At 67.2% G+C, this 26,387-nt stretch carries 25 protein-coding genes; 12 read left to right on the top strand and 13 right to left on the bottom strand.

What is annotated here, in order from left to right; genetic code table 11:
* Positions 1-26: 26 nt before the first annotated feature.
* From AC5RUU_RS02220 to AC5RUU_RS02235, 4 genes are all read right to left on the bottom strand, one after another.
* Positions 27-569 (bottom strand): alternate-type signal peptide domain-containing protein, encoded by a 543-nt coding sequence (locus AC5RUU_RS02220; RefSeq protein WP_493973567.1) that lies wholly within the window; start codon positions 567-569, stop codon positions 27-29.
* 135 nt (positions 570-704) lie between these two features.
* On the bottom strand, positions 705-1,610 hold the full coding sequence (locus tag AC5RUU_RS02225; protein ID WP_493973568.1) for an LssY C-terminal domain-containing protein: 906 nt from the start codon (positions 1,608-1,610) through the stop codon (positions 705-707).
* A complete protein-coding gene (locus tag AC5RUU_RS02230) occupies positions 1,607-2,311 on the bottom strand; it encodes an esterase/lipase family protein (RefSeq protein ID WP_493973569.1) in 705 nt (234 codons plus the stop codon). The genes AC5RUU_RS02225 and AC5RUU_RS02230 overlap by 4 nt, the downstream gene beginning before the upstream one ends.
* A gap of 72 nt (positions 2,312-2,383) precedes the next feature.
* Complete coding sequence (locus AC5RUU_RS02235; protein WP_493973570.1) at positions 2,384-3,601, bottom strand: MFS transporter; 1,218 nt, start codon at positions 3,599-3,601, stop codon at positions 2,384-2,386.
* A gap of 153 nt (positions 3,602-3,754) precedes the next feature.
* On the opposite strand from AC5RUU_RS02235, the gene AC5RUU_RS02240 reads away from it, so the two are divergent.
* Positions 3,755-4,099 (top strand): hypothetical protein, encoded by a 345-nt coding sequence (locus AC5RUU_RS02240; protein WP_493973571.1) that lies wholly within the window; start codon positions 3,755-3,757, stop codon positions 4,097-4,099.
* Here AC5RUU_RS02240 and AC5RUU_RS02245 read toward each other — a convergent pair.
* Complete coding sequence (locus tag AC5RUU_RS02245) at positions 4,067-5,986, bottom strand: hypothetical protein (RefSeq protein WP_493973572.1); 1,920 nt, start codon at positions 5,984-5,986, stop codon at positions 4,067-4,069. The genes AC5RUU_RS02240 and AC5RUU_RS02245 overlap by 33 nt on opposite strands.
* A gap of 223 nt (positions 5,987-6,209) precedes the next feature.
* Between AC5RUU_RS02245 and AC5RUU_RS02250 the strand changes: the two genes are divergently transcribed.
* The 3 genes from AC5RUU_RS02250 (at position 6,210) to AC5RUU_RS02260 (ending at position 7,877) form a co-directional block, all read left to right on the top strand.
* Positions 6,210-6,533: a hypothetical protein gene (locus tag AC5RUU_RS02250; RefSeq protein WP_493973573.1), complete on the top strand. Its 324-nt coding sequence runs from the start codon at positions 6,210-6,212 to the stop codon at positions 6,531-6,533.
* 271 nt (positions 6,534-6,804) lie between these two features.
* On the top strand, positions 6,805-7,131 hold the full coding sequence (locus tag AC5RUU_RS02255; protein WP_493973574.1) for an ArsR/SmtB family transcription factor: 327 nt from the start codon (positions 6,805-6,807) through the stop codon (positions 7,129-7,131).
* Positions 7,128-7,877 (top strand): cation diffusion facilitator family transporter, encoded by a 750-nt coding sequence (locus AC5RUU_RS02260; protein WP_493973575.1) that lies wholly within the window; start codon positions 7,128-7,130, stop codon positions 7,875-7,877. Before AC5RUU_RS02255 ends, AC5RUU_RS02260 begins: the two co-directional genes overlap by 4 nt.
* Before the next feature lie 39 nt (positions 7,878-7,916).
* Here the strand turns inward: AC5RUU_RS02260 and AC5RUU_RS02265 are convergent, their stop codons facing one another.
* From AC5RUU_RS02265 to aztB, 5 genes are all read right to left on the bottom strand, one after another.
* Positions 7,917-8,456, bottom strand: coding sequence for a dihydrofolate reductase family protein (locus AC5RUU_RS02265; RefSeq protein ID WP_493973576.1), 540 nt, complete (start codon positions 8,454-8,456; stop codon positions 7,917-7,919).
* A 112-nt stretch (positions 8,457-8,568) separates the two neighbouring features.
* The gene (gene aztD / locus AC5RUU_RS02270) at positions 8,569-9,795 is read right to left on the bottom strand and encodes a zinc metallochaperone AztD (RefSeq protein WP_493973577.1); all 1,227 of its coding nucleotides are present in this window, start codon (positions 9,793-9,795) and stop codon (positions 8,569-8,571) included.
* A 36-nt stretch (positions 9,796-9,831) separates the two neighbouring features.
* Positions 9,832-10,770 carry a zinc ABC transporter substrate-binding protein AztC gene (aztC, locus tag AC5RUU_RS02275; protein WP_493973578.1) on the bottom strand — a complete coding sequence of 313 codons (939 nt, stop codon included), beginning with the start codon at positions 10,768-10,770 and terminating at the stop codon, positions 9,832-9,834.
* Positions 10,767-11,972 (bottom strand): YncE family protein, encoded by a 1,206-nt coding sequence (locus AC5RUU_RS02280; RefSeq protein ID WP_493973579.1) that lies wholly within the window; start codon positions 11,970-11,972, stop codon positions 10,767-10,769. The genes aztC and AC5RUU_RS02280 overlap by 4 nt, the downstream gene beginning before the upstream one ends.
* Positions 11,953-12,858: a zinc ABC transporter permease AztB gene (aztB, locus tag AC5RUU_RS02285; protein ID WP_493973580.1), complete on the bottom strand. Its 906-nt coding sequence runs from the start codon at positions 12,856-12,858 to the stop codon at positions 11,953-11,955. The genes AC5RUU_RS02280 and aztB overlap by 20 nt, the downstream gene beginning before the upstream one ends.
* A 57-nt stretch (positions 12,859-12,915) precedes the next feature.
* On the opposite strand from aztB, the gene aztA reads away from it, so the two are divergent.
* The 5 genes from aztA to AC5RUU_RS02310 all read left to right on the top strand — a co-directional run bounded on the left by aztA (position 12,916) and on the right by AC5RUU_RS02310 (position 20,354).
* Entirely contained in the window at positions 12,916-13,554 is a 639-nt protein-coding gene (aztA, locus tag AC5RUU_RS02290; protein ID WP_493973581.1) for a zinc ABC transporter ATP-binding protein AztA, read from the top strand.
* Positions 13,555-13,889: 335 nt separating this feature from the next.
* Positions 13,890-14,912 (top strand): extracellular solute-binding protein, encoded by a 1,023-nt coding sequence (locus AC5RUU_RS02295; protein ID WP_493973582.1) that lies wholly within the window; start codon positions 13,890-13,892, stop codon positions 14,910-14,912.
* A complete protein-coding gene (locus AC5RUU_RS02300; protein WP_493973583.1) occupies positions 14,909-16,600 on the top strand; it encodes an ABC transporter permease in 1,692 nt (563 codons plus the stop codon). Before AC5RUU_RS02295 ends, AC5RUU_RS02300 begins: the two co-directional genes overlap by 4 nt.
* Entirely contained in the window at positions 16,597-17,769 is a 1,173-nt protein-coding gene (locus tag AC5RUU_RS02305; RefSeq protein WP_493973584.1) for an ABC transporter ATP-binding protein, read from the top strand. Before AC5RUU_RS02300 ends, AC5RUU_RS02305 begins: the two co-directional genes overlap by 4 nt.
* A 38-nt stretch (positions 17,770-17,807) precedes the next feature.
* The gene (locus AC5RUU_RS02310) at positions 17,808-20,354 is read left to right on the top strand and encodes an AMP-binding protein (RefSeq protein ID WP_493973585.1); all 2,547 of its coding nucleotides are present in this window, start codon (positions 17,808-17,810) and stop codon (positions 20,352-20,354) included.
* A 110-nt stretch (positions 20,355-20,464) separates the two neighbouring features.
* Here the strand turns inward: AC5RUU_RS02310 and AC5RUU_RS02315 are convergent, their stop codons facing one another.
* Together AC5RUU_RS02315 and AC5RUU_RS02320 are read right to left on the bottom strand one after the other, a co-directional pair.
* Positions 20,465-21,712 (bottom strand): glycoside hydrolase family 26 protein, encoded by a 1,248-nt coding sequence (locus tag AC5RUU_RS02315; protein WP_493973586.1) that lies wholly within the window; start codon positions 21,710-21,712, stop codon positions 20,465-20,467.
* A gap of 232 nt (positions 21,713-21,944) precedes the next feature.
* Complete coding sequence (locus AC5RUU_RS02320) at positions 21,945-23,390, bottom strand: MFS transporter (protein ID WP_493973683.1); 1,446 nt, start codon at positions 23,388-23,390, stop codon at positions 21,945-21,947.
* 296 nt (positions 23,391-23,686) lie between these two features.
* On the opposite strand from AC5RUU_RS02320, the gene AC5RUU_RS02325 reads away from it, so the two are divergent.
* From AC5RUU_RS02325 to AC5RUU_RS02335, 3 genes are all read left to right on the top strand, one after another.
* Complete coding sequence (locus AC5RUU_RS02325; protein ID WP_493973587.1) at positions 23,687-24,076, top strand: Hpt domain-containing protein; 390 nt, start codon at positions 23,687-23,689, stop codon at positions 24,074-24,076.
* A gap of 34 nt (positions 24,077-24,110) precedes the next feature.
* Entirely contained in the window at positions 24,111-24,875 is a 765-nt protein-coding gene (locus AC5RUU_RS02330; RefSeq protein ID WP_493973588.1) for an SDR family oxidoreductase, read from the top strand.
* A 97-nt stretch (positions 24,876-24,972) separates the two neighbouring features.
* Positions 24,973-25,728: an ANTAR domain-containing protein gene (locus AC5RUU_RS02335; protein WP_493973589.1), complete on the top strand. Its 756-nt coding sequence runs from the start codon at positions 24,973-24,975 to the stop codon at positions 25,726-25,728.
* A gap of 175 nt (positions 25,729-25,903) precedes the next feature.
* Here AC5RUU_RS02335 and AC5RUU_RS02340 read toward each other — a convergent pair whose 3' ends face one another.
* Positions 25,904-26,041 (bottom strand): hypothetical protein, encoded by a 138-nt coding sequence (locus tag AC5RUU_RS02340; protein WP_493973590.1) that lies wholly within the window; start codon positions 26,039-26,041, stop codon positions 25,904-25,906.
* Between the last annotated feature and the right edge of the window lie 346 nt (positions 26,042-26,387).

Raw genomic sequence — 26,387 nt, forward strand, 5'->3', positions numbered from 1 at the left:
CCGCCTGCGGCAGCTCCCGCAGCAGATTAGGACAGGCCGGGCTGGGTGACCTGGGTCAGCTGGAATGCGACGTTGTTGAAGTCGTAGCTGGCATTCACGTTGGCACGGCCGGCAGTGCCGGACAGGAATTCGAAGGTGATGGTCGCGGTGACCGTCTGCGCAGATCCTGTGGGCGTCAACGGGTTGGAGACAGGAGTGGAGCCGACCGTCAGGACAGGACCGGTGACGGAGACATTCGTGGGGGTGAAACCGTTGGTTGCGGTAATGCCCGTGGTGCTGATCGCGGCCGCCATCTTGTCGCCCACCAGCGTGACGGTCAGGTCCTGCGTGAAGGTGAGCTTGTCGCCGGGAACCACCTTGTAGGTAGTGATGTCAACGGTGTCGCCGTTACGGTCCGTCCACTCGCCGGCGCTGGTGGCGTTGACCACGTTCAGGTCACCGGCAACGATGGTGCCCGGCGCCTGTGCTGCAGAAGCGTTCCAGTTCGCCAGCGTTCCGCCGCCGCCCAGCAGCAGTGCTGCGCCGACGGCGATGGCTGCGGTTCCCTTGACCATGGTGCTGTTCTTCATGATGTGTCCCCTCAGACTTTGGTGTGTGTTGCCTAGCTGAGGACCACTTTGCATGGCCAAACTCAGGACCTGAGGGGGTATAGGGTCAAGGTTTTCTCAAGAAAATATCAGCACGTCAAAGGCGCTTTTTAGGGTTCAGCCAGGGCCCGGCCGGCCCGGTTGGTAGAGGTCGATGATGGGCAAATGGCCGTCGGTGCGGATAGCGTCGCCGCCGCCGTTCCGGTGGTGGTAGCCGGTGGAGTAGTTGAGGATGACGTGCACCGACTCCACAGCGCGTGCTGACCGGAGCGTGTCGATGATGAAGTCGCGTTCCTCATCCGTGCGGTCGGCGATCTTGTGGGTGATCTGGAACGTGAAGAGGGACAGCCCCACGCTGCGGTCGTACGTGCCGGCGCCCACAAAGTCGACGGACAGGCCGCCCGGCAGCATCCAGCCGTCAGGGCATTTCCAGAACCGGACATGGTGCCGCTTGCGCGGGTTGCCGTCGATTTCGCGCTGGAATGCGAGGTCCTGCTTATTGCCGAACACGTACAGCGAACTGACCGGAGCCTCCGGGTAGCTGCGTCCCAGCACGGTGGAGGTCAGGGTCCGCCAGGCCGTGGCCGGCGTGATGGGGTCCGCCTCAACCCAGCCTGCGGACAGCATCGCCCGCCGCAGCTCTTCGCCGGTCCCCACCACAGCCAGGTTCACGGGGTCGCCCAGCACGCCGTCGCCGGTCCTGGTCCGGCCGATGAAGTAGTCCGGGATGTAGAGGCTGCTGAGGATCTTGTGGATGCGCGGCAGCAGGGCGTACGCCAGGATCAGCCACACCGGCAGGAACACCCACGCCTGCTCTGGCCCCCTGGAGAGCCGCGACAGCAGGAAGAACCACACAGCCCATCCGACGGCGATTGTCACCACCAGGTACAACAACCGCTGCAGCACCGCCAGCACGGTGGCCCACCGGCTCTGCCGGCGCTCACGGGAACTCTCCGGACGCGAGTGGTCAGGCTCTTCCGGAGCCGGCCGCCCGCCGTCGTAATTTCTGTCCACAGAACTCACGGCTCGTTGGAGGCTAACTGTTCCACGATGATCCGGGCGGCCTCCGGATCCCCCAGGATCCGGAAATGCCCGGCACTTGCCAGCTCGATGTTGGTGGCTCCCGGGAGGACACTGCCCTCCGGGATGTGCGGATCGAACGGGCCGTAGATAGACGTGATGCGGCTGTTGATGGCTTCCTCGCGGGCAAGCTCCAGGGTCAGGGCATTGCGGGGCGAGAACATCCGCAGGCTCGGCAGCAGCATGTAGCGCGCGTAGCTGGAACCGGAAAACGGCGTGCACACCGCGATCATCCGGGATATCCGCTGCTCCGGGTCCAGGTTCAGCATGGCGTACTTGCCGATCAGTCCGCCCTTGCTGTGCGCCACGATGGCCGCGTCGCGGAGCCCGGCCTCCTCAATATGCTGCGCCACCAGCCGTGCGGCCGCCGGTATTCTCAGCTTGTTCCGCTGCAGCACCGTCACCACGTGCACGGGATGGCCTGCGTCGTGGATGGACTGGATGAGCGGCAGCATGAACTGCCAGTTTTCGTACACGCCCGGGATGATCACCACCGGGTTGCGGTGGCCCTGATGGAAGGAGCCGGGCTGCACGCGCGACAGCACGCCCGCAACCTGGCACGCCGCCGCATACAGGTAGTCCTGCAGCCACCACAGTCCCTTCTGCGGGGCACTGATCCGTGTGGGAATACCCGTTTCACCCATCTGTCGAGGATAACCGCCACACACGTGCGCCATCACTTCTGGTCCCTAAACCCGCGTTTCAGGGGCCACGAGTCAGTAGTTCCGGCGGTGCTTCAGCCGTGGAATCACGACGACGAACACGGCCGCCGCCGCGAACCCCAGGATGCCCGTGGCTGAGACCCCCGCGCCCAGGGACGCCACGGCCGTCACCCCGGACAGGAGCACCGGCCCGCCGGTGGATCCGGCGTCTGCCATGAACCGCCACAGCCCCAGGAACTGGCCGCGGCCGCGGTCGGGTGAGAAGTCGGCGCCAAGGGTCATCACCAGCCCGGAGCTGATCCCGTTGCCGAAGCCGATCAGCAGCGCCGCCAGCAGCAGGCCCACAAAAGACCCGGTCAGCGGGATCAGCAGCAGCGCAGCACCCATGAGCAACGTGGACGGGACGGCAACGAACTGCCGGCCCCTGCGGTCCATGAGCTTGCCCGCCGGATAGAACACCAGCATGTCGATGGCCCCGGACAGCCCATAGATCAGCGATGCGGAGGTTGCGTCCATGCCCAGATGGTCCGCCCACAGCGGGATCACCACCTGACGGGACGAACGCAGGGCACTCAGCAGCAGGATGCCGACGCCCAGCGACAGGAACACGCCGGCATGGGAGACCGCCACTCTGCGCAGCGTGGGCTCGGGGCCGGCCAAGCCGCCGTCGTGCGTTTCCACTGCGGCGAGGTCCGGGATGGTGAGGGAGAGCAGCGCCGCGGCCGCCATGGCCACCACGCCCACCCAGTACGCGCCGCCGATGCCGGAAAACTGCATCACCGCAGCGCCGAGGAACGGACCGATGAACACGCCGATCCGGTTCACGCCGCCCAGTGTGGACAGCGCCCGGGCGCGGAACTCCACCGGCACCGCCTCGGTGAGGTACTTTTGGCGGGCCAGGCCAAAGACGCTGCCTGCCATCCCGACGACGGCCATCGCCGCGGCGAGCAGCCACAGTCCGTCGGGGACCAGGAAGGACAGCCCTGCGGCCGCCATGGCCAGCCCGGCGGCGACGGCGGCGCCCACGATGGACCACCGCTCGCCGAACTTGAGGGTCACGAGTGACGCGGGCAGGTTGAAAAACCACGAACCGAGCCCCATCAGGGTCACGACCAGCGCCGCGACGGCTACCGTGGCACCGAGGTCCCTGGCGGTCAGCGCCACCACCGGAAGGATGGCGCCCTGCCCGATGCTGAACAGCAGTGTGGGTCCGAAAGCGGCCACGGCAATGCTGCGCAGGCTGAAGGCTTGGGGGTCATCCGGGGAAGTCATCGGACTTATCCTATGGTCGCGGCGGCCCCGGATTTGCCCCCCGCGGCCGGGGACACATCCGGGAAAATTCGGGGGTCACAAATGGGCTGCACAGGAGTAGCGTTCGACTTATGGGGCGCTGTTCCGCGCCCATAACCAAGGGGAGGGCATCTGATGGGTGAAGTGTGGATCCGCACGCTCGGCAACGGGCTGGTCCGGGCAGCCAGAGTCACCGAAATTTCATCCACCCGGGGATCGCTCCAGGAGGACCAGGGGTATTCGCTGAAAGTCATCGTGGACGGCAAAGGCCATGTCCTGATCGATGACGCGGAACTCCAAGGCTCCCTGGCCGAGCGGCTGGAGTACGCGCGGCACATGGAGGACGCCCTGCTGCTCGCCATGGACGAGGCCCGCGCCAGCGACGCGTCCGTGGTGATCTCCTACGAACCGGAACGCGAGCGCTGGTCCTCGGCGCCGGTTGCGGTGTTAACCGGCCGGCTTCCCCAAGTGGTCGGCTGACGCTGCCGGCCCATCCTGCTGCCGGCTGGCATGCACGTGCCGGCTGGCATGCACGACGGCGGGAAGCGGCTGGGGCAGCGCGGGTTCCGGTTCGGGTGTCCCACGGAGTCCGCCCGCGGTTGTCCGTGCCGGCAGCCCGCTGATGCTGGTGCGCGTAAAGCACAGCGCCCACAACGCAACCACCAGCACCACCACCAGCACCCACGGCAGGTCCGGCCAGGCGAGCATGAACGGCACGGCCACGGCAACCGCCGTCACGATCAGCAGATACCAGGTGACGTACCACCAGGGGTTGCCCGGCGGGTTGCGGGTGGGGTCGCTCGACTGGCGGAAGGACGGCTTCCGCATGCGTTGGAGCCGGTCGTGCAGAACGCCCCACACCGGCCCGTTCAGCAGCCCGATCAACACTCCCGCGAACACGGCCGTGGTCACCGCCAGCACGCCCCAATTTTCCCAGTGCCCCCAATGGTAGGACGGGCCGGAGCACAGCCAGGAGGACCACCACGAATCCTGGCCGGCGCCGGAGGGGCCGCACTGCACCAGGTTCCGCGCCCACTCCTGCGCGCCCAGCCAGGCCAGGGCGGCCGGGGCGCTGAGCGCGGCCGTGAGTACCGAGAGAAGCCGGGTCACCCCAAGGCTCTTCACCATGACGCGGTGCGGGCGCAGCCGCCGGTCGCCGTCGAACCCCCGCAGCGCGAGGCCGTCCGGGTCGGAGGGCGGGTCCAGGATCAGCCGCGCCAGCGGATCAAGCACCTCCACCCGGTTCCTGGAATAGACAATGTGGTCGTAGATCAGGGCGGACCTGTTGTAGACCGGGTGCTCCTCCGGGCCGGGGCCGCCGTCGCCCGCTGTGTCCCGGGCGTAGATCTTGCCGAAGACGGGGAGCGGGCCGTTGGCATGTGTGGAAATCGGGCCGGCGGGGACGAAATCGAACTTGCCCCACACATTGATCCAGCGGGGCCGGTCCGGGTTCGCCAGCCAGTCGGTCACCGGGTCCTCCCCCGTTCCGCCGCCCCACTGGGCATAGCCCAGCAGGTCCAGTCCGCTGCCCACGCTGACGAAGTTCGTCGCCCGCGCCTGGTTCTGGAACAGGACCTGACCGCTGATCGCGGCACCCTGGCTGTGCGCCACGACCGTCACCTGCGTGCCGCCGTCGTGGTCCCAGCGGCGCAGCGTGTCCACCACCCGCTGCCGCATCGCAGCCGCCTGGAGGGGCTTGCGCTTCCACACCTGCGGGTCGCCCAGGAAGTCCGCAAACAGGGAGACGATCTTTCCGATCCACCGGCCGGGCCCGGGAATCCACGCCAGGACAATGGCCAGCAGCAGCACCACCAGCACAGCCAGCAGGATGAAGAACCCGGCGACCGCGGCCAGCGAGGTGAGCAAGAGCTGCCGCAGCCGGGCCCCGAGCCATGCGGGACTGGCCCGCCGCCGGCCCGGATAGAGGTTCCACCTGATCAGCTGCACCGACCTCTTGTACACACGGAGGGCGGTCCGCAGCGCCCAGGAGTACGTGGACGCTGCCGACGCCGGCTCGAAGTCGCTGCCCCATGACGCCTCGGTCATGAGGACAGTGAGATAGTCCGGCTTTCCGTCCGCATAGCCGCGCAGCACCTTCAGCCACACCTCAGGCGCGTCGCCGACGGCGTTGGCTTTGGTGATCACAAGGGGCGGGTGCAACGCGTCGGGCACCAGGTCCAGGGAAAGGTCGTGGAGGCTGAGCATCAGCGGCTGTGCCCACTCCTGCAGCGTCCCGCCCTTGAGGGCCCGTCCCATGCCATGGACAAACACCACCGCGTGGTCCGGGCGGTTGCCTGCGCTTTCCCCGGCACCGCCGCCGCTATCCGTATCCGCGTCCCCCAGGCCGTCGCTTGCGCGCTTGCCCATGGGCTAATGATGGACCTGCGCCGGGCAGGAGGGAAGCGTGGAGCCTGTTGCGGTGGCGGCATGTCGGCGGGATCCGGTCCACGTCACGAAAAGAACAAACGGTGTAATAAATACCCCAGTGTTGCGTGGGTCACATCTTGCCCCTACTCTGGATGAGGCTGATGCAAACGGCCATTGCAAGAAGCTGCAGCGTCGCAGCCAATGCCGGGGAAGGCTTTACAACTTGAACTCTAAGCTGAACATTGTTGTCCGTATCGATCTCGACCACGCACGTGCCAGGGTGATTGCAAAGGGGCATATCACCGTTCACAGCGTCAACGCCCTCTATGTAGTAGCAAAGCGGGCCAATTCACTCAGGGAAGGTCTCGACCTGGAGCTGGATATCTCACACGCACGTGTGGATGAAGCAGCGCTGGAGATGCTCCGGACCTCTTCGGAAACCCGTCACCTTCCAACCAGGATCGATCCGCAGCAGGCACCGTGCACCATCAGCGTGCTGGCGCCGCACAGGAAGGCTGCTGTTCCAGCCGCCTCCATGGCCGCGTAGGCCACATCCCAGGCAACTCCCAGCGCCCAGTACGGGGCCCCGAGCCTGCCACCCAGATCCAAGTTTTACGTTCTTTTCGCCCTGTCCTCCAGTACGGTTGTACCCGCCTCTCCGGGTAGCTATACCGGACAGGGCGAAAAACCCTCTCTTCTTACTGCCTCCTGCTGCCGAACGGTTGTTGATCGGCCTGCCGTCAGGCACAACCGGAATGCATGCCGCCGGACACGATACAGCTGGACGTGAATACACTCAGGGCTGTACTGTCCCAGTTGTGGAAACCCTGACGCATGCACCCGTGCTGGCGCGCTTCGGTTACGCGGTCTCAGACCCCACCCGGGCGCGGATCCTGCTGGCCCTGTCCGATGGCGCCTCGTACCCTTCCGATCTGGCCGATGCCCTGGGCGTATCCCGCCAGAGCATGTCCAACCATCTGGCGTGCCTGCGCGGCTGCGGCCTGGTAGTGGCTGTCCCGGACGGCCGGCGGACCAGGTACGAGTTGGCCGACGGCCGGCTGGGCCATGCCATCCGGGACCTGCTTGGCGTGGTGCTGGCTGTCGATCCCGCCTGCTGCGCCCCGGACGGGACGTGCACCGTATGACCAGCCTGCAGCTTTCGCCGGCACCCGACCGACGGGAGGTCCTCACCCGGCGCATCCGGTTCTTCGCCGCGGCCACCATCACCTACAACGTGATCGAGGCTGTCGTTGCGTTGTGGGCAGGTGGCGTTGCAGGTTCGGCCGCGTTGATCGGCTTCGGGCTGGACTCCGTTATCGAGGTGGCGTCCGCCGTCGCGTTGTCCTGGCAGTTTGCCTCAAAGGACCCCGAACGGCGCGAGCACCTGACGCTGCGGATCATCGCTTTGTCCTTCTTTGCCCTCGCGGTTTTCGTCTCCTTTGATGCCGTCCGGTCACTCCTCAGCGGCGAACCGGCAGAGCACTCGACGCCGGGCCTCATCATCGCTGCGCTGAGCCTGGCCGTCATGCCGGTGCTGTCCTGGCTGCAGCGCCGGGCCGGCCGCGAGTTGGGGTCCAGGACAGCTGTTGCCGATTCCAAGCAGACCCTGCTGTGCACCTACCTCACGGCGGTCCTCCTGGTGGGCCTGGCGCTGAACAGCACCCTGGGCTGGTGGTGGAGTGACGCCGTCGCAGCCCTTGCCATTGCGGCCATCGCTGTCCGGGAGGGCATCAATGCCTGGCGCGGCGACGCCTGCTGCGCTGCCCCGCACACAGCCGTGGCCCCCGCTGCCAAGCCCACATCCGCCGTCGAGCGCGTTGCCGGGCTAGACATCACGGCCGGCAAGTCCGAAACCGGCTGTTGTACGGACTGCACGCCCGGATCAGCCTGATAGGGCGTTCAGCACCAGGACTTCCACCCGCTCTGGAGCTCATTTGCGGGAGCCCGCCAGGCGGTAGTTCAGCAGCACGATGCCCGAGGGGAAGGGCCTGCACTCTGCAAGTTCGAGCCTCTTGAGTCGGCTGATGCTGCCGAAGAACGGTATGCCGCCGCCGAGGATGACCGGGATGACGGCAACGCCCAGCTCGTCCAGCAGCCCGGCCTCGATGAATTCGGTCACCAGCTGGCCGCCACCATAAACGCAAATGTCCTTCTGAACAGGAACGGTGGCCTTCAGCCGGGCCACCAGATGGTGCAGGTCCCCGCTGAAGAGGTGCGTGTTCTTTGGCGTGGCAAGGGTTTCATCGTGGGTGACCACATAGGTGGAGACGGCGGGACCGCCCAGGCCCATCCCGGCCACTTCACGGTACGTGTTGGCCCCCACGATGTAGGCTCCCGTGCGTTGCTCCGTGGCCGCGAAGCCGTAGTCTTCGTTCTTCGACATGGCGTCATTGAGCCACGACAGGTCACCACTCACTGACTGGATGTACCCATCAAGGCTGGCGGCCATCCCGCCGAACACGGTCGTCACATCTGCTGACGCTAGGCACCGCGGGCTCTACCGTCAAGAGCACATGTTTGCACGACGTAGCCAGCGAACGCCCCCGCACGGGTTGCGTGCAGGAGCGTTCGCGGGTAAGCCGCTAGCCGGTGACGCCCGTCAGTTCGTTCGGGGTATCCTTCAGCGTGCCGGTGCCGGTGATCTTGCCGGACTCGATGTCCACGGCGTGGATGGTGTTGGTCTTCGGGTCCGAGATGAAGGCCGTGTGCCCGTTGACGAAGATGGCGGGCCGCGGGTCCTGCCACTTCAGCGGTTCCTCCCAGGCTGGGATGACCGGGAAACTGTTGGTCACGGCGGCGGTGTCCGGGTTGATCACGTGCAGCGCGCCGTCAGTGCCGAGCACCAGGGCCTCGCCGTGCGGGCCGCGGGCGAGGGAGCGGAAGCTGTAGCTGGTCCCGAGGTCAACCAGCTTCAAGGACTTGGATTCGGTGTTGATCAGCGAGATCTGCTCCGGCCGTTCCAGTTCGGCGTCCTTGTCCTGCTTGTAGTCGCCCAGGGTCACGGGAGACTCGTCGGAGCCGGCCTGGTTGCCGATCCGGCCATACTCGGTGGGGCTGTCCAGCTTGGTGATGGCACCATCGGCGTAGATAAGGACGCCGGTCTGGCAGCCGATCACCACGGCCTCCCCCGCCGCGGTGGCTTCGCCATGCACCCCCGGGCAGTCCTCGTTCCGCGCGATTTCCTTGCCGTCCTTGTCCAGCACCACGATTCCGGGCCGTTCCTCCTCGTTCCCGAGCGTGAGGACCAGTTCGCCGTTGGAAAGTTCGACGGCCACACCGTGGTGGGCCTCCTCCGCCTGGTGTGTTTCAACCTGGGGCTGCCCGGACGCGAGGTCCTCGGATTCGAAGACGGTCACCTCGCCGGTGCCGTCGCTGAACAGGATGGTCTTGCCGTCATGGCGGACCACGTGCCCGGGCTTGCTGGTGGGGAACGAGATGTCCGTCATGGCGGGGTCCTGCGCGTAGTGCTTGCCGCCGGCGGACCAGACGCCCGTGTCCAGCACCTCGAAGCCCTTGGCGGTGGAGATGATCACATGGCGCCCGTCCCCGGCCGGGTTGATTCGGTTGAAGCCCTCAATGGGGAAGTCGCCGAGCACTTCGAAGGACTCGGGGTCCAGAACCTGGACGCCGCCGTCGTACGTGGTGACGATGCGGGGCGCCGCGGCGTCAACCGCGGCAGCAGTGCTGGCGGCGGTAGCCGCCGATGAAGCGCTTCCGGCCGGCGTGGCGTTGGAGCCGCAGCCGGTGAGCATCAGGCCGGTGACGGCCAGCGCTGCCAGGAGGCGGACGGGTGGGGTGCGGTGTTGCATAGCGTGTTTCCTTCTCTTCAGAGGGGTGGGTGACACTTACGACAGTGCTTTAGTGATGCTTTCGGTGTTGGCACGCATCATGTCCAGGTAGGTGGCGCCGGTTGAGCCTGCGGCGCCCAGGGATTCCGTGAACAGCGGGACCACGGCGATGTCCTGCCCGGCCTCGGCGGCGAGAACCTGGGCCAACCGCTCGGGCTGGGAGGAGTCGGCGAAGATGGCCACCACGCCGGCTGTACGGATCTTGCCCGTCAGGTCGTTGAGGTCGGCGGAGCTGGGCGAGGCGAGCGTGGTACCACTGGGGATGACCGCGCCGATTACCTCGAACCCGAACCGCTGGGCCAGGTAGCCGAACACGTGGTGGTTGGTGATGAGCTTCCGCTTGCCGGGGTCGATGGCGGCGAAGCTGGCTTCCATCCACGCCTCGAGCTCGCCCAGCTGCCGCACATACCCGGCCGTGTGCGAGCGCACAGCGTCCGCGTCCACGCCGTCCACATGCTCCAACACGCTGCCTGCAATTGCCTCGGCAACCTTTGCCACCCGGGAGGGGTCGGTCCAGAAATGCGGGTCCTTCGCGCCGCCGCCACCATGCCCGGTGCCGTCAGCGTCGCCGTGCGTGAACGTCAGGGGTTCGACGGCGTCCATCGCCGCCAGCGTTGGCACACCTTCAGCGGCGGCTGCTTCCACATGGTTGAGGACCCCTTCCTCCAGGCCGCCGCCGTTGTGGACGATCAGGTCCGCGTTCTCGGTCACCGCGGCCTGCTTGGCGGATATGCCGAAGGAGTGCGGGTCGGCGTTGGCTTCCATCAGCACCACCACCTCGGCCTGGTCACCCACCAGGTTGCGGGTGATGTCGCCCAGGATGTTGGTGGTGACCACCACGGTGGGCCGGTCGGCGGCGGCTGCGGAACATCCGCTGAGCGCAAGGCCAAGCACCACAAGTAGGCCGGCGAGCCGTGCAAGGATGCCCCGCCTCACAGCCCGGTCTCCAGCATCAGGCCGGCGGCGGGCACCTCGAAGGTCCGGGCGATCCGGAGCCCGTCCGCGTAGTCGATCTCGTGGATAACGGAGCGGGCGGGGTCGCTGACGTACGCGCGGGAGGCGTCGATGAGCAGTTGCGGGACCGCGCTCCCGGCCGGTGCTTCAAGCAGCGGGATTTGGGCGGCCACCCCGCCGGTGGCTGGGTTCAGCGTCAGGAGGGAACCGTCGGTGCCGGCAGCCAGCACCCGCTTCCTGTCGCCAACCGCCGAGGCTGCGGCAACCGGGACAGGGGTGGCCAGGTGGGTCCACGTCCGCTTGGACACGTCCAGGTGCCAGACCCCGTCCTCCCCTGCGGGCCCGGCGAGTTCGTTCGAACCGGGACGGTGCCCAAGGCCCGTCACCGGCGGATGGCCTTGGCCGCCGTCGGGATACGGGATCTTCTCCGCGGCAAAGGCGCCCTCATCCTCTGTGATGAGCAGGGCGCCGTCGGTACAGGTGAACACCACGCCCACCCGGGTGGCGGCATGGCCGGACAGGCCGGCACAATCCTGCGCGGCGAGCACGGTGTGGTCCTCTGCGTCCCGGACCTCCACCCCGCCGGCCGCGGCACCGGAAGCAACAGTTGCCAGGAAGTGCCCCTCGTACGGCACCACCATGCCGTCATGCGGGGTGCTGGTTATCCGTGCAGACTCCGCCACGTTGCCGGCGTCGAGGTCCTTGTGCCTGTACACGGACGCGTACCCGCCGGAGGTTGAGAAGACCGCGATGGACTTGCCGTCTCCGGCCACTGCCCCGGCGTCCGGCACCGTCAGGGCACCCACCAGGCCGGGTTCGGCGCTGTAATAGTGCTTGTGCTCGCCGTGGTCCACGGTCCAGGCGCCGGTATCAAACACCTGGACGTCCTTCGCCGTGGCGAGCAGGGCGTAGCGGCCGTCCTGGTAGGCGGCGTCAATGCGGCCGGACGTTCCGGCGTCAGCCGTTTTCCCGGTGAGCAGGGACAGCAGCTGCCCATGCCCCGTTTCCCGGTCGAAGGTGAGCAGGCCGGTCTGCGGCTCGGGGTTTTCCTGCGCTCCGGCGATGTAGCCGTGCGGGGTGGCAGCTTCGTCGGGTTGGGCTTCCGGCCCGGGCGCCGCGCAGGCGGACAGCAGGAGGGGAAGACCGAGCAGGAGGAGGGACAGTTTAGGCGTGGTGCGGGGCACGGGGAAGCGGTTCCATTTCTAGCGAGGGAGCGGGAGCGGGTTCGACGGCGGGAGCAGGGCCGGTGCCCGGCAGGCGGCGGACTGCGGCGCGGACCAGGGTGGAGACGAAGTAGGACAGGGCGGCCACCAGGGCGATGGTGGCGCCGGCGGCCGTGGACGCGTACCAGGAGATCCAGAGGCCGGCCACCACGCTGGCGGCACCGATCAGGGAGCCGAGGACCATGACAGTACGGATGGATTTGGCCCAGACCAGCGCAGCGGCAGGCGGGGCGATCAGCAGCCCGAACACCAGGAGGGTTCCCACCACCTGGAAGGACGCCGCCACGGCGAGGGTGACCAGGCACAACAGCACGAAGTGCGTCAGCCGTGGCCGAAGGCCCAGGCTCGCCGCCTTCTGCGGGTTGAACGCCGCCGCCAGGAAGGCGCGGTGGAACACAGCCGCCGCGGCCAGGACCACGAAGCCGACGGCTGCCAGCACCAGGATGTCGTCCGTTCCGACGGCGAGGACGTCGCCGAAGAGCGTCCCTGTAAGGTCCACTGCGAACGAGCCGGAGGCGGACACGATGATCACTCCGGTGGACAGCATGATGACGAAGAGCAGGCCGATGGCTGTGTCCTGCGAGACACGCCGGTTCCGGGTGATGGCAGAGACGCCGGCCGCCGTCGCCGCCGCACTGAGGGCCGCGCCCACAACGAGGTTTCCGCCTGCCAGCGCCGCGATGGCGATGCCGGGCAGCAGTCCGTGGGACATCGCGTCGCCCAGGAACGCCATTCCGCGCACCACTACCCAGGTACCGACGACGGCGCAAACCACCGCCACCAGGCCGCCGCCCAGCAGGGCGCGCTGCACGAATGAGGCGTTCAGGGGATCAAGTAACCATTCCATCGCGCTTCATCGTACAGTATTAAATGAGACTCATTCTCAACAAGGAAAGGCGGCGCTTTGCAGACACTGACGCTGAGCGGGGTGGGGTATGCGTACCCCCACAGGCAGGTGCTGAAGGACGTGTCACTTGCCCTCGCCCCGGGGACGCACACGGTTTTGACGGGGCGGAACGGGTCCGGAAAGTCCACGCTGCTTGCCCTGGCGGCGGGGGTCCTGCAGCCTGCGCAGGGCACAGTACAGGCGGCCTCCCGCCCGGCGTTCGTCATCCAGCACACCAGGACGCCGGAGACCATGCCATGCACGGTGCGCCAGGCAGTGGAGATGGGCAGGTGGCCGCACCGGCGCGGCCTGCTGCCGCTGCTGCGCACGGACCGGCAGAAAATTATGGCGGCCATGGAACGGATGGGGATCGGGGACCTGGCCGGGCGGCAGTTGCAGGAGCTCTCCGGCGGGCAGCGCCAGCGCACCCTCATTGCCCAGGGGCTGGCGCAGGAGTCCGCGATCCTGATCCTGGATGAGCCCACAGCCGGCCTGGACAGCACGGCGCACCGGCTGATCCGCGCCGCCGTCGAGGATGAGCTGCGGCGCGGTGTGACAGTGCTGGAGTCCAGCCATGACGCCGGAGACATCAGCCGGGCGGACCGTGTGGTGATGCTCGACGGCGGCCTGGTCGCCGCGGACTCGCAAAAGGCCTGAGCCGGGTTAGGGAAAAGCATCCGCCGGCGCCCCGGGGGAGGCACCGGCGGACGTCTTGAGACCTCGGGATGTACCCGTTGTACTGTCCCCCCAGCCCGGATGACCGGACATCGCCGCGCACTGCAACACGGCGTGCAAATACTGTCGCTTCCGCTCCTCAAGAAACGGTCAAGATGCGCGCAAGGCTTTGGCAGTTTCTTTGGCAGCTGGCGGGGGCCCCGGTGTCCCGCGACTTAACATATGGCAGCCGCTACGCGGAATTAAGATAGCCTTACCTTGCCAAATTCGCGTGCGGTCGCGACGCCGCCCCACCTGTGTGAGAAGAGCCCCCCAACGTGCCCATTCGACGCCTGCTCGCTGCCACCGCAAGCCTTGCCGCCGCTGCGGCCGCCCTGACTGGCTGCGGCATCATCGGCGGGCAGCCCGCCGACCTGCAGATCTACTCGGCCCGCCACTACGACCTTGAGGGCGCGTTCGGGCAGTTCACTGAGGAAACGGGCATCTCGGTGGAGTTCATCACCGGTGACGACGCCGAGCTGCTGGAGCGCCTCAAAGCGGAGGGCGAGGACACCCCCGCCGATCTGTTCATGACTGTGGACGCCGGAAACCTGTGGAACGCCGCGCGGCAGAACGAGCTTGCCGCCGTCAACTCCCCCGCGCTCAACGACGCAGTTCCGCAAGACCTCCGCGACCCGCAGGGCCGGTGGTATGGCCTTGCCATGCGCGCCCGCACCATCACCTACAACCCCTCCAACGTGGATCCCGCTGAGTTCGATACGTCCGACACCTATGGCGGACTCGCAGACCCGAAATGGAAGGGCCGGCTGTGCATGCGCGACGCCACGTCGTCCTACACCCAGTCGCTGGTGGCGAGCCTGATCGACCTGCACGGGCGGGAAAAGGCGCTGGAGATCGCCAAGGGCTGGGTGGCCAACGACGTGCAGATCATGAGCAACGACGTCCTGCTGCTTGATGCCATTAATGCCGGAACCTGCGATGTAGGCATCAACAACCACTACTACCTGGCCCGGACGCTGGACGAAAAGCCGGACTTCAACGTGGACCTGTTCTGGGCAAGCCAGCAGGGCGCGGGAACCCACGTGAACATCTCCGGAGCGGGCGTGGTGGAGGGCTCGGACAACGCGGAGGACGCACAGCGGCTGGTGGAATGGCTCGCCGCCAAGGGACAAAACGCGTTTGTGGACGCAAACCACGAGTTCCCCGTCAATCCTGCGGTGAAGCCCGAGCCGGTTATCGCCGGGTTCGGCGAGTTCAAGCGGATGCCGCTGAACGCTGAAGCCTACGGCGACCTCAATGCCGAAGCGGTCGACCTGCTGGCCGAGGCCGGATACAAGTGACCGAAACGGCGGTCCTCGCACAGGCGGGAACGCCGAAGCGCCGTCCCGGCCGGACGGCCGGTGCCCGCCGCCCGGCGTGGTCCGCCCTCGTGGCCGTTGTGGCCGCGGTGGTGGCCACACCGGTGCTCGCAGTGGTCCTCGACGGCCTGGGCAGCGCGGGCACCACGGTGCCGCCGCGGGGGCTTGCCGGCATGGTGCTCACTACCCTGCTTCTGATGGCCGGCGTGGCTGCGGGATCGCTGTTCGTCGGTGGTGGTTTGGCGTGGCTCGTCACGGCCTACCGCTTCCCCTTGCGCAACGTCTTCGTCTGGCTGCTGGTCCTGCCCCTGGCTGTTCCCGCCTACATCCTGGGCTTCGTCTTCCTGTCCGTCTTCGACGTGACCGGCCCGGTACAGTCGGCCCTGCGCGGCGTCCTGGGTGCGGATATCTGGGTGCCAGAGGTCCGTTCGCTTCCCGGTGCGGTGCTGGTGATGTCGCTGTCCCTGTACCCCTACGTCTACCTGCTGGCACGCACCGCGCTCATCGAGCATTCCCCTGGCACGTATGACGCGGCCCGCACACTGGGAGCCGGCCAGGGACGCGCGCTGCGCCGGGTCCTGCTGCCGCTTGCCCGGCCGTCGCTGGCCGCGGGCATGTCCCTGGTGATGATGGAGACCCTGACCGACTTTGCAACGGTGCAGTATTTCAATGTCCAGACCGTCTCCGTGGGTGTCTACCTGGTCTGGAAGGGAACGTTCAACTTCCACGCCGCCACCCAGCTTGCTGTCCTGGTCCTCCTGTTCGCGGTGGCCGTGCTGGCAGCCGAGCGGGCGCTGCGCGGCCGTGCCCGCTTCCACCGGCAGGGCGGGCGTGGACAGGGCCTGCAACCGAAGCGGCTAAGCGGGGGCCGCGGCTGGGCAGCGGCCGCGCTTTGCACCGCAGCCGTCAGCACCGGCTTCCTGATCCCCGTTGTCCAGCTCCTGGCCTGGGCAGTGGGCGGGGCCACGAGGAACCCCGGGTTCCTGGCAGACCCCCGCTTTGCCGAGTACGTCCTCAACACGCTTCTGGTTGCTGCCATCACCGCCGCGGCCTGCGTTGTCCTCGCGATGACGGTTGGTCACGGAGTCCGCCTGAGCGGGGGCCGTTTCGTGTCCTCCGCAGCACAGGTGACAACGTTCGGGTATGCCGTTCCCGGTGCTGTGGTGGGCATTGGCGTGCTCATCTCCTTCGCCGCACTGGACACAGCCCTGGAGCGCGCAGGTGTTCCCGGAGGCACCGGGCTGCTCGTGACAGGTTCAGTGCTGGGTATCCTCTACGCCTACGTGATCCGCTTCCTCGCCCCGGCGTACCAGGCCGTGGACGCCAGCTTCGCCAAAATTCCTTCAACCATCACATCGTCCGCCCTCAGCCTGGGTGCCGGCCCGCGCCGGATCCTGGCCCGCGTGCACTTCCCCCTGGCCCGCTCGGGAATTGCCGTGGCACTGATGCTGGTGGCGATCGACGCCGTCAAAGAGCTCCCCATCGTCTTGCTGCTGCGGCCCTTCGGCTTCACCACGGCTTCCGTATGGGTCTACGAGCTGGCACGCGAAAACTTCTGGGAGAAGGCCTCGCTGCCCGCGCTGGTCATCGTCGCGGCCGCCGTCCTCCCCGTCCTGGTCCTTGCCAGGCAGGCCCGCAGGGCTGAGATCGATGGAAAGGCCGGCACATGAGTATCCGTGCGAGCATCAGGGCGGAAAACGCTCCGCGTCCTGCCGGTACCGGTGAGCCCCCGGCCGCGCTGGTGTTTGAAGGCGTCACCAAGCACTACGGTTCGGCCGTGGGCGTGGATTCCCTGGACCTGGCAATCCCCGCCGGGGAGCTGGTGACCCTGATCGGCCCCTCCGGCTGCGGAAAATCGACCACGTTGCGCCTCGCCGCAGGCCTGGAGCGGCCGAACTCCGGCACCATCCGGGTTGCCGGGGACGTGGTGGCTGACAAGCGCCGGTTTGTTAACCCCGAGCAGCGCCGCGTGGGGCTGGTGTTCCAGGACTATGCCCTGTTTCCGCACATGACCGTGGCCGGGAATGTCGAATTCGGCCTGGACCGGATGGGCCGCGGCGAGCGCCGGGCCCGGACGGGAGAGGTGCTGGACCTTGTCCGGCTCGCCCACCTGGCCGACCGGTACCCGCACGAACTTTCCGGCGGCGAGCAGCAGCGCGTGGCGCTGGCCCGCGCCCTGGCCCCGCGGCCCGCCGTCGTACTCCTTGACGAGCCCTTTTCAAGCCTGGACGAATCCCTCCGCGCGCAGGTGCGCAGGGACACTGTGGCGACGCTCCGGGAGGCCGGCACCACCGGGGTGCTCGTGACGCACGACCAGACCGAGGCTCTTTCAGTGGGAACCCGTGTGGTGGTCATGCGCGGCGGGGTCATCGAACAGGCTGACACGCCGGAGATGGTCTTCGAGCAGCCCGCAACCCGCTTCGTTGCTTCCTTCATGGGGGACGCCGACTTCCTTCCGGCCCGCGTGCACCGGGCCCTGCTCACCTGCGAGATCGGCGTTGTTTCAACCGTCCCCGGGTGGGCGAACAGCGAGGCCGACGTAGACGTGGTGCTGCGGCCCCATGAGGTGGCGCTGCGACCGGACCCGGCATCAGCGGCACGCGTGTCCGCCGTGGAATACCACGGGGCGTTCGTGCTCCACTACGTCACGCTGGCCTCCGGGCGGACCCTGCGTTCCTGGCAACCCCACAGCGTGCGCCATCCCGTGGGCACAGCGGTCGACGTGACGGTGGCGGCGGGCACTTCGCCCACGCTGCTGCTGGGCGATACAGCGATCACCACGCCGCCACCGGGCAGTTCCCTCGGCAACCGCTCATCCGAGCCCGCACAGCTACGATAGGCCCCTTCCATGTTTCCTCATCCAGACGGGGCATCGCTGTGACCGCGCAGCCCGACCTCGCGCGGGTCGCGTTCACCGACCTCGCCCGCCACGGCGACCGCCCTGCCGTCCTCACCGCGGCCGGCACCGTCTCCTACCGCGAGCTTGCGTCCCTGGTGGACCACCTCGCCATCAGACTGGGAACGCAACGCCGGCTGGTGATGCTGGCGGCGCGAAATGACCTGGATTCGCTGGTCGGCTACCTTGCCGCACTCTCGGCGGGGCATCCGCTCCTGCTGGCGCCGGCGGACAAGCCCGCCGCCCTGGCCTCCCTCGTGGACGCCTACGACCCCGATGCGGTGCTCTGGCCCGGCGGCCATGACGGCGCACCCATGCTCCAGGAGCGGCGGGCCGGCTCCCGGCATGAACTGCACCCCGACCTGGCGCTCCTGCTCAGCACCTCGGGCTCCACGGGCTCCCCGAAACTGGTCCGGCTCTCCCACACCAACCTCACGGCCAACGCCGAAGCGATCGCCGAGTACCTGCACATCGGCCCCCACGACCGGGCCGCCACCACGCTGCCCATGCACTACTGCTACGGCCTGTCCGTGGTCAACAGCCACCTGGTCCGCGGGGCGGGGCTGGTCCTCACCGACCTTTCGGTGGTGGACCCCTGCTTCTGGGAACTCTTCCGCGACCAGCGCGCCACCTCCTTCGCCGCGGTTCCCTACACCTTCGACCTCCTGGACCGGGTGGGTTTCGCGGACAAGGACCTGCCGCAGCTGCGTTATGTCACCCAGGCCGGAGGGCGGCTGGCGCCGGAGAAGGTCCGTTCCTGGGCCGAGACCGGGCAGCGGCGCGGGTGGGACCTCTTCGTCATGTACGGGGCAACGGAGGCCACCGCGCGCATGGCCTACCTGCCCCCGGACCTGGCCGCCGACCATCCCGACGCCATCGGCGTTCCGGTGCCGGGCGGCACGTTCCGGATCGACCCCGTGGAGGACCTGGCAGACGGCGAACTGGTCTACAGCGGCCCCAACGTCATGCTCGGGTATGCCGAGCAGCCTGCGGACCTCGCATTGGGCAGGGAAATCCACGAACTGCGCACCGGTGACCTGGCCCGCCAGCAGGCGAATGGCCTCTATGAGGTCGTGGGCCGCCGCAGCCGGTTCGTGAAAATCGTGGGCCTGCGCGTGGACCTTGGTCAGGTTGAACGGATCCTCGCCGGCATGGGGATCACCGCGGCCGCGGCGGGCTCCGACGACGGCCTTGTCGCCGCCGTCGAAGGCGACCACGACGGCGGCATGCTCGCCAAAGCCCTCGCCGGCAGCCTGGGGCTGCCACGCGCCGCCGTCGTGATTCACCCTGTGGAGCGGCTGCCCCGCCTGGCCACCGGCAAGATCGACTACCCGGCGGTCCGCTTTCTCGCGGCAACGGAAGCCCCTCCGGTACCGGACGCTGCCCACGAGACGCCGGCCGCCGACGCATCCGGCGACGGTCCGGCCGATATCCGGCGCATCTTCATGGACGCCCTGGAATGTGACAACGTGGCAGGCGATGACACGTTCGTCTCCCTCGACGGCGACTCCCTGTCCTATGTGGCAGTCTCCGTGCGGCTGGAGGCAGTGCTGGGACAACTGCCATCCGACTGGCACCTCCTGCCCATCAAGGAACTGGAACGCCGGCGCCCGGCCAAGCGGCGGCGCCTTCTGTCATTCCTGGAGACCTCCCTTGTGGTGCGGGCGGCAGCGATCGTGTGCGTCGTGGCCACGCATGTGGAGCTGTTCACCTTCCAGACCGCCCACCTGCTCTTCGCCGTGGCCGGCTACAACTTTGCCCGGTTCCAGCTGGCCGAGGACCGGGTTCCGAGGCTGCGCCGCCAGCTCCGTGGCCTTGCCCGCATCGTGGTGCCCGCCGTGGCGTTCATCGCCGTCGCCTACGTGCTCACGGACCACTACACCGTGGCGAACATCTTCCTGCTCAACGCCATGCTGGGCCCGGACCAGGTCACCACCCAGTGGCACTTCTGGTTCGTGGAACTGCTCGTGTACATCCTGCTGGCCGTAGCGGCGCTTATGGCCTTGCCCTGGGTGGACCGGTGGGAGCGCCGGGCGCCCTTCGCCTTCGCCCTGGGCCTGGTGGCCGTTGCTTTGCTGAGCCGCTTCGACATCCTGGACCCCGGCCTGCCCAAGCCGCCACCCGTCTTCTGGCTCTTCGCGCTGGGCTGGGCCCTCGCGCGCGCCCGCACCAACCTGCACCGGGTGGCGGTTTCCATCATCACACTGCTGACCCTGCCGGGGTTCTTCAACAGCACGGTGCGGGAGGCCACCGTAGCCGCCGGGATCCTGCTGCTTGCGTGGGTGCCTGCGCTTCCGGTCCCGGCAGTCCTGCGCCGGGTAACCGGGTGGCTGGCGGCGGCGTCCCTCTACATTTACCTGACCCACTGGCTGGTGTACCCGGTGCTGCTCCCGCTCAGCCCGGTCCTTGCGGTGCTTGGGTCCCTGGTGTTCGGAGTGGGTTACTGGGCGTTCTGCCGGTGGCTGCCTGCCGCGGTAAAACGTCGGAAGGACTTACACAAGGCGGGCGGCACCGGCTCTGGCCGCTGAACAGGGTCCCCTTGTGGGGGGCCTCCTCCCGGACGCTCTCTCACATTTGGCGCGGTTTTCGCGGACGCTCTCTCACTGGCTATCCAGCTGCCGGTACCGCTGCTCCTAAGTCAGGCAGGTGTGCACGTTCCGGCTGGCCCGTAATGGAGCCACGCCGGCAGTGAGGCTGTGAAGGCGTCGCGTATTGCCGGGTTGCTGGTAACCCTCCAGTCCACGCTGCCCCTGGCTTCCGGTTCGTCCCGTTCCCATTCCAGCCAGGTGACCATCTTCAGCTGCGGAAACCGAGCGGGCGTCTGCTCACTGAACACCTGGCCCCACCAGGCCTGCTTAATGGCAAGTTCGTCTGCCCCTCCGGCGCCGGGGACGAACAGGGCTGCCGTTCCCGTGATGGCTAGCGGCTTGGCATGGGCTTCGCCGTATACCTGGTAGAAGTCCGGGAGCGGGCTGTCGTCCCCGTTGGCACCCACATAGTTGCCGGTAAGCTGGTCCGCGAACTTTCCGGATTCCGGCAGCTCATTCTCGCCCCAGGGTTCTTCGGAACCCCAGTGGAAAAGGGACATGCCTGCCCAGTCCACTGCATCGTCGCCTGGATAGTAGGGGGCGTACGGATCATCGTCTGTGGTCAGGGACCCGTCACCGTTGGTATCCAGCGCGGTGTAGTCGGCTGTGTCCGGCTTGGCCCCGAACCCGGTGCCTGCGAAGGGGTAGCCTCCGCCGTAGGCCGGAGCCCACATCATGGCCGAGCCCGGTGCCTGTGCGTGAACGGCGGAGGCCACCGTCCGGAAGGCGTTGATGTAGCGGGCCGGCTGCTGCCCCCAGGGAGACCAGGAGCCGTTCATGTCCGGGGCGAACGTGACGATGACGGGCACGCCGCGGTTGTTGAACTCCGAGAGGTCCTTGGCGAGGGCCTGGACGGAAGCTTCTGTCACTGCATCGAGCCCTTCGGCCGGCTCCAGTGTCAGGAGCATCATCTGCCCATACTCCCGGACCTGCTCAACGGTTCGCTCCAGGTCCAACTTTTCATCGTCCGAGTAAGGGAACGCGGTGCTGTGAACGGTTACGGCCGGTTTGTGCCCCGCATCGAAGGAATACCCATAGAGCGACTTGGCGTGTGTATCCAGGTTCACGCCGAAGAGGGCACCCTGTTCCGGTACCAGCTCAGTCCGGTTTAGGACTTTGCACACGGGCAGTGACGACGACGGCGAAGCGGCGGGCTGTGCCGGAGTGTCTGCCAGGCCGTCTTGGAACACCGCGAACCCCACCCCGGCGGCAACAAGCACTATGACGGCAGGAACGGCGATGTTCCTGAACCTCTTTCCTCCAGACCGGCGGTTCTCCGTTGAAACTTGCTTAGTCATACGCGGCAACACCTCCCCGGGCTGCAGATGAACTACATATTAGGGCTGGGAGCGGCTTGTGTCCCTGCCCGCCGGTAGGTGTACCGGCCTGCCCACGCTCCAGGGCGACCGCAGTTCGGGCACCAGAAGTGAGAGAGCGTCCGCGGTTTTGGCACCAGAAGTGAGAGAGCGTTTGGCGAACGACGGCGGCCCGCCGGGACACGCCGTCGTCCCTCTTCAGGGGTGGGGACCCTCAGCCCTTCTCCGCTTCGCTGGCTTCCGCAGCTTCCGCAGCTTCCGCGGCTTCCGCAGCTTCCGCGGCTTCCGCTGCCGCCGTCGCATACGACGCCGAAACCCGGCGGTAGACCGGGGTGAGGAAGGCCAGCAGCGCAGCCACGATCATGATGATCCCGGCCACCAGGAAAACCAGGGCGATGCCGCGTGACGTGCCCTCACCCAGCAGCGGCGCCAGCTGGGCTGCCCCCTCGCTGGACCGCGCGTAAGGGATGATCCAGAACTGGGCGATCGGCGCGATCAGGAAGGCGGTGATGGGCGCCGCCGCGGACTCGAAGGCCATGGCAAACCCGAACACCCTGCCCTGCTTCGGCAGCGGCACAACCTGCTGGATGACGGTCTGCTCCGCGGCCTCCACAACCGGCACGAGGGTCAGGTACAGCCAGATGCCCACGACGTACAGCCAGGCCCACTCGCGCAGTGTGAACACCGCACCGAGGAACCCCATGGCCACGACGGCAATGAGCAAGGTACGCAGCGGGTTGGCGCCGAGTCCGAACTTCCCGATCAGTGCACCGCCCACAAGGAACCCGCTGGACCCTACCGCCAGGAAAATCCCCCACAGTTCCACCGGGAACATTTCCAGCCCGTATGGATCCATCAGTGCCATGTAGACGCCGCCGATGAAGTTGTTGAACGTGGAGAACAGGATCAGCGCGAACAGCCCGGTGATGGCCAGGACAGCGGCAAGGGCACCACGGAAATCGAAGCCGCCGTGCGCATCCGTGGCGGCCGCACGCACTTCCTCGGGCATGTGCAGGGTGAGCAGGTGGGCAAAGGCCAGCGCTGTAAGCCCGACGGCGACGGCGATGGTCCAGCCCATGCCCAGCAGTCCCACCGACAGCCCGGAGAGCACCGAGGTGACAAGGAACATCAGCCCCTGCACCATGCCCACCAGCCCGTTCGCGTTCGCCCGCCGATCGGGCTCGATGAGGATGGTGACGGTTGTGGACAGGGCGATGTTGCGCAGGTTTTCCACCACCGCGCCCACCAGGATGATCAAGGTGAACAACCAGAACCAGGGCTGCGTCAGATCCAGCAGTCGCGCGGCGGGTGTCAGCAGGAACATCACGCCGGACAGCACGAACATCAACAGTGTGAAGACGGCGGCAAAGCGCATCACGGCGAGCTTGCGGTACCTGTCCACGAACGTGCCGAAGCTGATGCTCGACAGCGCGATCAGCAGCATGTAGGCGCCGCCCACCACACCGGTGGCAATAACGTTGCGCGTCTCCAGGTACACCCAGAAGGTCAGGGCGAACCACAGGTAGCTGGTGGTGATGTTGGCGAGGGCGGTGTTCACCAGGATCCCCGCAAAAGTCCGGGACCGCTGTTTTGGAGTACGCAGGGAGGTGTCGACGGCGTCAGGGTCAGCCAGGTGCGCGGCCTCGCCGTCCTCACCCATCGCCTGAGTCACCGCCGCGTCTTCGGAATGGCCCGCCCCGCCGTCGGGAGAAACTGCAGCACGGCCCCCGGCCGGTTCCTGCTCAGTCATGCGTTCCAGTGTAGTGAGAAGGAACCGGCCCGCACATGGGTGAAAGCCCCCTAAATGCGGACGGCAGGGCAAAGTCGAGTACTCGCTACTCGTGCCCCATACCTGCACGGCACCATAGGGTCCTTCCTAAGCCTGGGGGCTAGACAGCGGTTCTTCTTTATGAACAGGAGAAGGGCCAATCACTCCTGGCGAAGGGACAACTGCCGATGCAGGCCGACAGCCTCCCCCGACCCCTCCTGGACCCGTCCGTGCTGGAGAGGCTGCGCGCCTCGCTGGACGACGACGAGGACATCTGGCGGGTGTTCGTGCAGAACTACATCAACGAGCTGCCCGTGAGGATGGAGAAACTGCGCCTCACCCTGACCACCGGGGACCTGGCCGGCGCAAACGATGCCGTCCTCAGCCTGAAAACCTCCAGCCAAATGGTGGGCGCCGAACGCTTGGCCGCCCTGGCCCTGGATCTTGAAAAGGATCTGCACCAGGAAGCCGCCCGCGCCGATCCCAGCGTGACCCTCCCCCATCTGGCCGCGGCGCACCTCCGCCGGATCCTGCAGTGCGGCAAACAAACCACGTACGCCCTGCGGGCGCAGCTGTGACCCGAACGGCAACCGGCGGGCATAGGATTTTTCCATGAGGATTGCCGTTGCAGGGGGAACTGGTAACGTCGGGCGCCACGTGGTGGAACTTGCGAAAGAGCGCGGCCACCAGGTGGCCAGCCTTAGCCGGTCCGAGGGCGTGGACCTGGTCAGCGGCCGCGGCCTGGATGAGGCATTGAGGGGCGTGGACACGGTGATTGACGTGTCCGGGATTAACAGCACGTCAACCAAGAAGGCCGTGGATTTCTTCACCAACGCCTCGCAGAACCTGCTGGCCGCGGAGAAGCGTGCGGGCGTGAAGCACCATGTGGTGCTCTCGATCGTGGGCATCGACAAGGCCACCTCCGGCCTCTACGCCGGGAAACTGGTGCAGGAGGACACCGTCCGGCACGGCGATGTCCCGTGGACCCTGCTGCGGTCCACCCAGTTCCATGAGTTCGTGCCGCTCGCCGTGAAAACCGCCTCGGCCGGCCCGGTGGTGGTGGTGCCCAAGATGTTCACCCAGCCCGTGGCGGCCCGCGAGGTGGCGGAAGCCCTGCTCAACGCGGCGGAGGCTGGCCCGCAGGGACGCATCGCGGACCTGGGCGGGCCGCGGACGGAGGAGCTTGACGGCCTGGTCCGTGCCTACCTGAACAAGACAGGCCGGCGCAAGAAGGTGGTGGAGGTGCCCTTCCCGGGCCCCATGGGGAAGGCCATGCGCAGTGGTGCCCTGATCCCGGCGCCGGGTGCCGCCGTCGGACGCCAGACCTTCAAGGAGTGGCTGGAAGCAAGTAGTGGCAGGTACGGGCAGCAAAAGTAGAGTACCCGCTACTCGTGTCCTCCCCCGGTTCGCCGCATAAATTCGAGGAAAGCCTGCGCCGCCGCCGGCCTGGCCAGACGTCGATGGGGGAAGAAGAATGGCGTTCCAGCCGATTTCCGGAAGCAAGCGGACGGACCGCACCGACGTCCTGCTGGACCTGATCACCGGCGCTGACACGGACCTGGAGTCGGTCCAGCGGCTGGCCACGGCGGCCGCGACGGCGCTGAGCGGATCGGTGGGTTTCGATTCCGCCGCCACCCTGCAGCGTGCAGGGAGTCCGCCCGTCACCGCCGGAAGCGTGGGGACAGCTGAACGTTTGGCCGCATCCGACGAACGGTACGGTGACGGCCCTATGGCCCAGGCCGCGGCGGCGTCGGGGCCGGTCCAAGTGACCGGCGAGGGTTCGTCCCAGCGGTGGGAGGCATACCGACGGCGGCTGGTGGAGTCCGGATACGGCGCCGCACTGGCGGTGCCGCTTGAGCTTGAGCCCCGCATCACTTGCGCCATGGTGTTCCTCGGGCCGGCCGGATTCGACTTCACGCCCAGCCTGGTCAGCGAGGCCACATGGTTTGCGGGGGTGGCGTCGCAGAGCATGAAGCTTGCCCTGGAGGTGCGCAGCGTCCGGTCCGCCGGGGACAACCTGAGGACCATGCTGGAAAGCCGCACCTCGATTGACGTGGCCTGCGGGGTGATCATGGCACAGAACCGTTGCTCGTACACGGAGGCGTTCAGCAAGCTCGCGGGGCTGTCCCGGCAGCGGAACCTCAAGGTCCGCATCGTTGCCGAGAACATGCTCAGGGCCATGTCCGGCGGGTCGCCGGCCACCCGGTTCGAGCCGCCCGCGCTGGCGTAGCCCGTTACCTAGTGGTTCTCGGGGAGTGTTGCGGCGGAGTGGCCGTCACTCCAACTGCCTGGGCTCGGGGACGGCCCAAGGGCCGCGGTGCATGCGTCACAACGTCCCACAAACTGATGGGGACAGTCCATGTCCTGGCCGTCGACGGCCGGCAGTGTTACATGCATGGTTCAACCTAGCGGGTGAGTGCGTACGCGGCAATGGCCAGGCCAATCACCAGGACAATGTTGACGATCACATACGGGGGAACGCCCCGCTTGACCTCCGTGGGCATCCTGCGGCGCCCGTGCTTGCGGTTGATTACTTCAGCCATGCGTCGAATCTATGCAGTGCTCAAGCAGCAACGCCCGCGTATTGCCTACTCGATTTACTAAATGCCACTACGTGCTTTCGGTGCGGCTGCTGCACACGCGCCCGGGAAAGGGGAAAGCCCCTCCTAGGAGGGGCTTTCAACGTAGTGGTCAATTGTCATTCGGTGTTGGTCAGCGGTGATGCACTCCCCCTTCCCGGACGCCCCCGGCGCCCATCCGGACTATGACAAAGACGATGTTAGCCACGCGGGCTTCGGCCCGTAAAGGGGTCCGGCACAAAAACTTCACCGGAAGTTGGCTGCCCGGTGTCCTCCTGTTTCCCGGCCAGGCACCCTGACAACCACGCAC

It is taken from the genome of Arthrobacter sp. K4-10C (genome assembly GCF_059090085.1).

Bases quoted from the DNA above. Each gene is read 5' to 3' on its own strand.
- AC5RUU_RS02220 (WP_493973567.1), bottom strand. From the start codon at position 569: ATGAAGAACAGCACCATGGTCAAGGGAACCGCAGCCATCGCCGTCGGC.
- AC5RUU_RS02230 (WP_493973569.1), bottom strand. From the start codon at position 2,311: ATGGGTGAAACGGGTATTCCCACACGGATCAGTGCCCCGCAGAAGGGA.
- AC5RUU_RS02235 (WP_493973570.1), bottom strand. From the start codon at position 3,601: ATGACTTCCCCGGATGACCCCCAAGCCTTCAGCCTGCGCAGCATTGCC.
- AC5RUU_RS02240 (WP_493973571.1), top strand. From the start codon at position 3,755: ATGGGTGAAGTGTGGATCCGCACGCTCGGCAACGGGCTGGTCCGGGCA.
- AC5RUU_RS02245 (WP_493973572.1), bottom strand. From the start codon at position 5,986: ATGGGCAAGCGCGCAAGCGACGGCCTGGGGGACGCGGATACGGATAGC.
- AC5RUU_RS02260 (WP_493973575.1), top strand. From the start codon at position 7,128: ATGACCAGCCTGCAGCTTTCGCCGGCACCCGACCGACGGGAGGTCCTC.
- aztD (WP_493973577.1), bottom strand. From the start codon at position 9,795: ATGCAACACCGCACCCCACCCGTCCGCCTCCTGGCAGCGCTGGCCGTC.
- aztB (WP_493973580.1), bottom strand. From the start codon at position 12,858: ATGGAATGGTTACTTGATCCCCTGAACGCCTCATTCGTGCAGCGCGCC.
- AC5RUU_RS02305 (WP_493973584.1), top strand. From the start codon at position 16,597: ATGAGTATCCGTGCGAGCATCAGGGCGGAAAACGCTCCGCGTCCTGCC.
- AC5RUU_RS02315 (WP_493973586.1), bottom strand. From the start codon at position 21,712: ATGACTAAGCAAGTTTCAACGGAGAACCGCCGGTCTGGAGGAAAGAGG.
- AC5RUU_RS02320 (WP_493973683.1), bottom strand. From the start codon at position 23,390: ATGGGTGAGGACGGCGAGGCCGCGCACCTGGCTGACCCTGACGCCGTC.
- AC5RUU_RS02325 (WP_493973587.1), top strand. From the start codon at position 23,687: ATGCAGGCCGACAGCCTCCCCCGACCCCTCCTGGACCCGTCCGTGCTG.
- AC5RUU_RS02330 (WP_493973588.1), top strand. From the start codon at position 24,111: ATGAGGATTGCCGTTGCAGGGGGAACTGGTAACGTCGGGCGCCACGTG.
- AC5RUU_RS02335 (WP_493973589.1), top strand. From the start codon at position 24,973: ATGGCGTTCCAGCCGATTTCCGGAAGCAAGCGGACGGACCGCACCGAC.
- AC5RUU_RS02340 (WP_493973590.1), bottom strand. From the start codon at position 26,041: ATGGCTGAAGTAATCAACCGCAAGCACGGGCGCCGCAGGATGCCCACG.